Origin of the sequence: Microbispora sp. NPDC049633 (assembly GCF_040675265.1) — a bacterium.
Lineage (GTDB): Bacteria > Actinomycetota > Actinomycetes > Streptosporangiales > Streptosporangiaceae > Microbispora > Microbispora maris.
Genome location: NZ_JBFAOO010000083.1, coordinates 24,510 through 31,660, shown reverse-complemented (window position 1 = coordinate 31,660; position 7,151 = coordinate 24,510). Strand labels below are relative to the sequence as shown.

5 protein-coding genes are annotated in these 7,151 nt (G+C 72.3%); 4 read left to right on the top strand and 1 reads right to left on the bottom strand.

Translation table 11 applies throughout. The features are described 5' to 3' along the window. The 4 genes from AB0J39_RS21710 to AB0J39_RS21695 all read left to right on the top strand — a co-directional run. A partial coding sequence (locus AB0J39_RS21710) for an SbcC/MukB-like Walker B domain-containing protein (protein ID WP_363467487.1) occupies nucleotides 1-2,008 on the top strand: 2,008 nt, incomplete at its 5' end. After that, a complete protein-coding gene (locus tag AB0J39_RS21705) occupies nucleotides 2,001-2,717 on the top strand; it encodes a hypothetical protein (RefSeq protein WP_363467485.1) in 717 nt (238 codons plus the stop codon). The genes AB0J39_RS21710 and AB0J39_RS21705, both read left to right, overlap by 8 nt. 161 nt (nucleotides 2,718-2,878) lie before the next feature. Next, entirely contained in the window at nucleotides 2,879-3,340 is a 462-nt protein-coding gene (locus AB0J39_RS21700) for a hypothetical protein (RefSeq protein WP_363467482.1), read from the top strand. Between the two features lie 484 nt (nucleotides 3,341-3,824). Next, on the top strand, nucleotides 3,825-5,519 hold the full coding sequence (locus tag AB0J39_RS21695; RefSeq protein WP_363467480.1) for an AMP-binding protein: 1,695 nt from the start codon (nucleotides 3,825-3,827) through the stop codon (nucleotides 5,517-5,519). A 157-nt stretch (nucleotides 5,520-5,676) separates the two neighbouring features. On the opposite strand, the gene AB0J39_RS21690 is transcribed toward AB0J39_RS21695, so the two are convergent. Continuing rightward, nucleotides 5,677-7,110 (bottom strand): MFS transporter, encoded by a 1,434-nt coding sequence (locus AB0J39_RS21690; RefSeq protein WP_363467478.1) that lies wholly within the window; start codon nucleotides 7,108-7,110, stop codon nucleotides 5,677-5,679. Nucleotides 7,111-7,151: the final 41 nt, after the last annotated feature.

Here is a 7,151-nt window from a genome sequence, read left to right as displayed (position 1 = left end):
GGCGCGCGCCGGCCGCCGCCTGGAGGACTTCGCCCGGGCCCGGCGGGAGCTTCCGCCCGCCACGGCGGTCGCCGCGGCCGTCGCCCGCGTGTCGCGCGAGTCCGCGCTGCTGGCCCAGGCGCGGGCGGCGCTGACCGATCGCCGCCGCGACCTCGACGCCGCCGTGGCCCAGGCCGACGCGGCGCGCCGGCGGCTGCGGCAGGTCGCGGCGGAACGGAGCATGCCCGTGGGCGAGCAGGAGGTCGACGCGGTCGCCCGGGCCGTCGACGACTTCCTCGCGACGGCGCAGCGGCTGCACGACGGCCGCGAGCGGGCCGCGTCCGAGGAGCGGGACCTCGCCTCCCGGCAGGCCGCGATCGCGCGGCAGCGCGAGCGGCACGACGCGGACTCCCGCATTCTGGAGGACAAGGAACGGGAGCACCGTGCCGACGTCGAGGAGCTCAGGGCGGGTGAGGAGGCCCTCGACGCGCCGCTGCGCGAGGTGCTCGCCCAGGTGGACGAGGCCGAGCGCAACCTCGCCGAGGTCCGCCGGCGGTGTGAGGAGCACGCCGCCGCGGCGGCGCGGGAGGACAGGGCGCTGATCGTCGCCGAGAACGACCTCAAGCACGGCCAGGCCTCTGTCGGCCAGGCCCTCGGGCACCTCTTCGAGCACGCCGCGTCGTTCGGGCCGTACGCGCACCTGGAGCTGCGCCCGCTGCTCGGCGTCACCGCCACCGAGCCGTGGCCCGCCAACGTCGGCTGGCCCGAGCCCGCGGAGGCGGCCGCGTCGGTGGCGGCGGAGTTGTCCGCCCAAGCCGGCGGGCCGCCGCCCGACCCCGCCGCTCTCGTCGGCCGGGTGCTGCCGGGAGAGGTCGCCGCCCTGCTGGACGCCTTCGGCGCGGAGATGGCGGACATCCGCGTGCCGGGGGAGAGCGCGCTCAAGAGCTCCGCGAGCCGGCTGTCGGCCTCGCTGCGGGCCTTCCAGGACGCGCTCGACGGCTGCGCCGAGGACTACCGCCTGGAGCACGACCCCACCGGCGTCGTGATGGTCTACGTCAGCGACGAGGGAGGCCGCAATCCCGTCGCCGCGTTCGCCCGGCGCGTCGCCGACCGCGTCCGGGAACAGGGCGTGCTGCTCGAGGAGCGGGAGCGGACGGTGCTGGAGGACGAGCTGCTCACCGCGCTCGCCCAGCAGGTGCACGACCGGGTCCGCACCGCACGCGACCTCGTGCGCGGGATGAACGAGGACACCCGGTCCCGGCCCATGTCGTCCGGCACCAGGATCGGCATCCGCTGGGGCCGCTCCGACAGGCTGAACGACCGGCAGGTCGCGGTCGCGCGGCTCCTCGACCGGGACACGCACGGGCTCGGCGCGGCCGGGCTGGCCGAGCTGCGCGGCCTGCTGCGGGAGATGATCCGCGGCTACCGCGCCGCGCACCCGCGCGCCACGTACCGGCAGGCCCTGGCCGACGTGCTCGACTACCGCACCTGGTACGGCTTCGAGCTGGTGCTCGCCGTGCCGGGGGACAAGGAGGTCAAGCTCACCCGGGCCAAGCACGAGGAGATGTCCGGCGGGGAGAAGTCGGCGGCCATCCATCTTCCGCTGTTCGCGGCGGCCAACGCCCTCTACTCGTCCGCCAAGCCCACCTGCCCGCGCGTGATCGCGCTGGACGAGGCGTTCGCCGGCATCGACGACCGGTACAAGCCCGAGCTGCTGGGCCTGACCGTGAAGTTCGGCCTCGACCTGTTCATGACCGGCCACGACCTGTGGATCCACTTCGACACCGTGCCGATGGCCGCGCACTACGACATGCACCATGACAAGAGCGCCCACGCGGTCTCGGCGATGCTGATGCTTTGGGACGGCGACCAGACCGTCGACGCCGACGCCGGTTTCGCCGGCAACGAGGAACTGGCCGAGACGCTGCTCGGTTTCCGGCCGAGCCGCCGCGCTCCCGCCCTCACCGAGGGCACCCTCCTCGCCGCCGAGGGCGACGAGGAGCCCGACGACGTGGAGGCGGGTGTGTGACAATCTGCGGGCGCTCAGGTCGGCGAACTACTCATGGACGGGGCTCGCCCGTCTGGCCCTGTCGGAACAGGGGCGTGTTCTGGCGGACAAGACCGCCGCGCTGGTGCCGACCAACCGGCCCGGCTCGGACGAGGTCCTGCTCGTCGAGGAGGCCGCCAGGCTGGTCGAAGACGCGCAGCGCCTGCTGACCTTCGCCGTGATTAACGAGCGGCTGAGCAACGTCAGCTGGGAACGCATAGGCGTCGCCCTGGGCAGGGCCGGTCGCAGAACGGTCAGCCGGCAGGCCGCGCATGAGCGGTACGCCGGCGCCGAGCGGGACTTCCGCCGCCGCCTGCTGTACGCCTGGCTGTTGCCGGAACGCGCGGCCGAGGTGCTGGACAGCGCCGACCACCTCGCCGAGGTGATCAGGAATCTGAACGTGTGGCTGGGCAACCGGGAAGAGCTCGGCGACGAGTCCCCCCACGCCGGCCTGCCGCCCATGAGCGCGAGCGAGCGGGCCGGCCTGATCGACCAGGCCGAGTCCCTGCTGCGGACGATGGCGGACGGCGTCAGCGAGCAGGAGCACCGCGACCTGCAGGCCGGTCTGTGCCGCCGGCGGATCGAGCTGTACGAGGACCTCGCCGCCCGGACGCCCGGTGATCCCCACGTGCTCATAGCGCTGTCCGAGGCCCGCGAGCGCCTGGAGGAACTCCGCGCGACCGGCTCCTAAGCCGCCCGCAACTCTGGTGGTCCAGCGGAGCGACTCGCGCAGACAAGGGTCCCCGACCACGGCTGCTCGCTGCATGCTGCTGGGCGAAGTTGGCAAGCCCGCTAGACCGATTTCGGCTATCTGCCTAGACACAATGGTGGTGTGTCCCTAAGTTGTGGGGCATGGAGCTGATGAACCACGATTTGATTTTCGACCAGCCCGATCTCATTCCCCCAGGCGACGACGTCGTCGAAGCCGTCACATACTTCGCCACTGTGACGCGCGCCGGAAAGCAGTGGACCGCCACCGCCGAACTCCCTGGCGGGCACACCGTCCGAACTCAGGGCGGTAGCTGGGCAGATGTCAAGAGCAGTGTCGCCCAGCTCATCTTCGGCGTACTCAGGGACGAGCATGCAACGATCGGCGTCTACGTCGAGCCCGCCGACCCGGAGGCCAAGGCAGCTCTCGCGGCCGTCATTGAGGCACGGCAGGCGCGAGTCCTCGCCGAGCAGGCCGAGCGCGACGCCGTCCGCCATGCCGCCCGCCTCCTCACTGCTCAAGGGTGGACCACCCGCGATGTGGGCAGCGCGATGCGCCTGTCACACCAGCGCATCTCGCAGATCCTCAACGAGTCGAGCGTGTAGCCAAAGCTGACGCGATGTGCGGCGACGTGCCCGGGACCATCGGGAGCCGCGGGAGTCCGTCCTTTCCCCCACTCCAGCACAGAAGCGGGTTCGCACAACGTGGCCCCGGCCGCTCGTGACCAGCACCGAATGGACCTTCACACTGACGGCGTGGTCACCCGAGAACAGCGCGAACGCTGGGCACGCCATCTACGGCAAGACGGACGATGGCACGTCGAGCCGACTGTCGCCCAGGTCACACGCGTCATCGGCGAAGAGCTACCGACCAGCGCCTGCAAACACTCAGCCTGGTGGGCTGGCGATCTCAGGCACACGCAGGCCGTACGGCTCGACGCCGACTACACCGTGCGGCTAGACCTCCCCGGCCCGCAGCACAGAACCAGGACAATCCGGTCTCGCCCCGCGCGTCTCCGCCGCTCTTGACAGATGGCGCCGGCCTTGACAGAAAGCCGTGACGGACCGCTTCGACGATGAGGAGTTCCGCGTGAGCGAGACGACCGGCACCCACGCCTTCCGGGAAGCCCGCGACCTGCTGCTCCGCTTGAGGGAGGACCCCGAGCGGGCGGCGCGTGAGTTCGCGTGGCCGGTGTTCGGCGACAGGTTCAACTGGGCCACGGACTGGTTCGACGTCATCGCCCGGGGAAACGACCGCACGGCCCTGTGGATCGTGGAGGAGGACGGCTCCGAGCGGCGTTACTCCTTCGACGAGATGGCCCGCCGCTCCGACCGGGTGGCGGCCTGGCTGGCTGCCCAGGGGGTCGGCAAGGGCGACCACGTGCTGCTCATGCTCGGCAACCAGGGCGAGCTGTGGGAGTCGATGCTGGCGGTGATGAAGCTCGGCGCGGTGATCATGCCGGCGACCACCGCCCTCGGCACGGCGGACCTCGCCGACCGCGTGCGCCGGGGACGGGTTAGGCACGTCGTCGCCAACGCGGCCGACACGCACAAGTTCGACGGCGTCCCGGGCGAGTACGGCCGCGTCTGCGTGGGCGAGGCGACCGGCTGGCTCCGGTACGGCGACGCGTACGTGACGCCGGATCCGGAGCCGTACGAGGCCCGGACCTCTCCCGGCGACCCGCTGCTGCTGTACTTCACCTCGGGGACGACCAGCAGGCCCAAGCTCGTGCGGCACACGCAGGTGTCCTATCCGGTGGGGCACCTGACGACGATGTACTTCGTCGGGGTGCGGCCGGGCGACGTGCACCTCAACATCAGCTCGCCCGGCTGGGCCAAGCACGCCTGGAGCTGTTTCTTCGCGCCGTGGAACGCCGAGGCGACGGTGTTCGTGCACAACTACTCCCGCTTCGACGCCGCAGCCCTGCTCGCGCTGATCCGCCGGGCGGAGGTGACCACGTTCTGCGCGCCGCCGACCGTGTGGCGGATGCTCATCCAAGCCGACCTCGGGGACGGGCCGGGCCGCCTGCGCGAGGCGGCCGCCGCGGGGGAGCCGCTGAACCCCGAGGTCATCGCCCAGGTGGAGCGGGCGTGGGGGCTGACCGTCCGCGACGGGTACGGCCAGACCGAGACGACCGCGCTGATCGCCAACACGCCCGGCACGCCGGTGAAGGCCGGCTCGATGGGCCGCCCCCTTCCCGGCGTGCCGGTCGTGGTCGTCGATCCGGTGACCGGCCGGCCGGCGGACGAGGGCGAGATCTGCCTCGACCTCGCCGCCCGTCCGGTCAACCTGATGACCGGATACCTCGACGGCGACGAGGAGGCCATGGCCGGGGGGCTCTACCACACGGGCGACGTCGCGGTCCGGGACGCCGACGGCTCGATCACCTTCGTGGGACGCACCGACGACGTGTTCAAGGCGTCCGACTACAAGATCTCGCCGTTCGAGCTGGAGAGCGTGCTCATCGAGCATCCCGCCGTGGCGGAGGCGGCGGTCGTCCCCGCCCCCGACCCGATCCGCCTCGCCGTGCCCAAGGCGTACGTGGTGCCCGCCGCGGGCTGGGAACCGAACCGGGAGACCGCCGCGGCCATCCTCCGGCACGCCCGCGAGAGGCTCGCGCCGTACCAGCGGGTGCGCCGGATCGAGTTCGCCGAGCTGCCCAAGACCATCTCGGGGAAGATCCGCCGGGTCGAGCTGCGGGCCAGGGAGAGCGACGCCGCGCAGGCCGGCACCTCGCTGTCCCAGGAGTGGCGGGACGATCAGTTCCCCGAGCTGCGGGCGTGATCCGGCCGGGGCCGGAACCGTGCGCCATGCGCGAGGACACGGGCGACCGGCTCCTCGGCCAGCCGCACGGCGACGTCGAATCCGGCCGGCGCGCCTCGGGGAGGCGCGCCGGTGACGGGTCATGTCCTCCACCTGATGCGGTGTCCCTTGCTGTGGTCTAGCGCGTCGCGCCCGCCGGGACCCGCCCGGCCGTCCCGGCGGCGGGCGTCGTACGGCGGCGCGCCCCCGGGACCAGCAGCGCCACGGCGACGGTGACCGCCAGGGTCACGGCCATCACGAGGAAGGCGGTGGTGAAGCCCGACTCCTGCGGCAGCCCGTCGGGGCGCGGATGACCGGTGATGATGGAGCTGATCACGGCGGTGCCGACGGACCCGCCGATGGTGCGGATGTTGGTGTTCATGCCTCCGGCGACGGCGGTCTGCCCGGGCGGCACGCTCTGCACGATGAGGTTGGTCATCGAGGCGTAGGCCAGGCCGAGGCCGAGCCCGAACACCGCCGTGGCGGCGGCGAGCTGCCAGGGCCGGTCGTGGAAGGCGGCGACGCAGGCGCTCGACAGCGCGGCGAGCGCGCAGCCCCAGACGAGCTGGGCCTTGACACCGGCGACGCGGGCGAGCGGGCCGCTGACGGTGCCGGCGACGGCCATCGTGACGAGCATCGGCAGCATCAGCAGCCCGGCTTCGGTCACGCTCGATCCGAAGCCGTAGCCCGTCACGGCCGCCGGCATCTGCACGAACATCGGCAGGAAGGCGTACGACGCGAACATGCCGGCGCCGAACAGCAGCGCGACCAGGTTGGTCGTCCACACGGCCGGAAGCCGCATCATGCGCATGTCGATCAGCGGGTCGTGGGAGCGCAGTTCGACCGAGATCCACGCGGCGAACAGCACCACGGCGGCGGCGAGCGGTGCGATGACGGCGACCGAGTCCCACCCCCAGGCGGACGCCTCGCTCAGCGGGACCAGCAGCGTCACCAGCCACCCGGACAGCAGCGCCGCGGCCGCCCAGTTGACCCGGCCGGGCGTGCGCACCGGGGACCGGGGAACGTGACGGTGGGCCAGGAACGCGGTGGCGACGACGATGATCGCCGGGATCCAGAACAGCCAGCGCCAGCCGAGGGCGCCGACGATCGGGCCGGCGAGCACGATGCCGACGCCGCCGCCGGTGGCGATGACCGCGGACAGGACGCCGACGATCGAGGGGATCCGCGGGGCGGGGAATTCGTCGCGGACGATCCCGAACGAGACGGGGAACACGGCCCCTCCGAGCCCCTGGAGGACCCGGCCGGCGATCAGCACTCCCACGTTGGGGGCGAGCGCCGCCACCAGGCAGCCGAGGGCGATGGCGGCCAGCGCGACGAGCAGCGTGCGGTCCTTGCCGATCATGTCGGCGATCCTGCCCATGAGGGGAGTCGCGACGGAGGCGGACAGCAACCAGGCGGTGAGCACCCAGGTCACCGCGCCCTGGGTGGTGTGCAGGTCGTGCTGGATGGTGGACAGGACCGGGCTGACCAGGGACTGCAGCATGGAGAACGAGGCCGTGGCGGCTGCCAGCGCGAGGAAGATCAGCCGTTGCGGCGAGGTGGTGCGTGACATCGACATCCTTCGAAAGGAGGAGTCGGCGCGACGGGACGCGC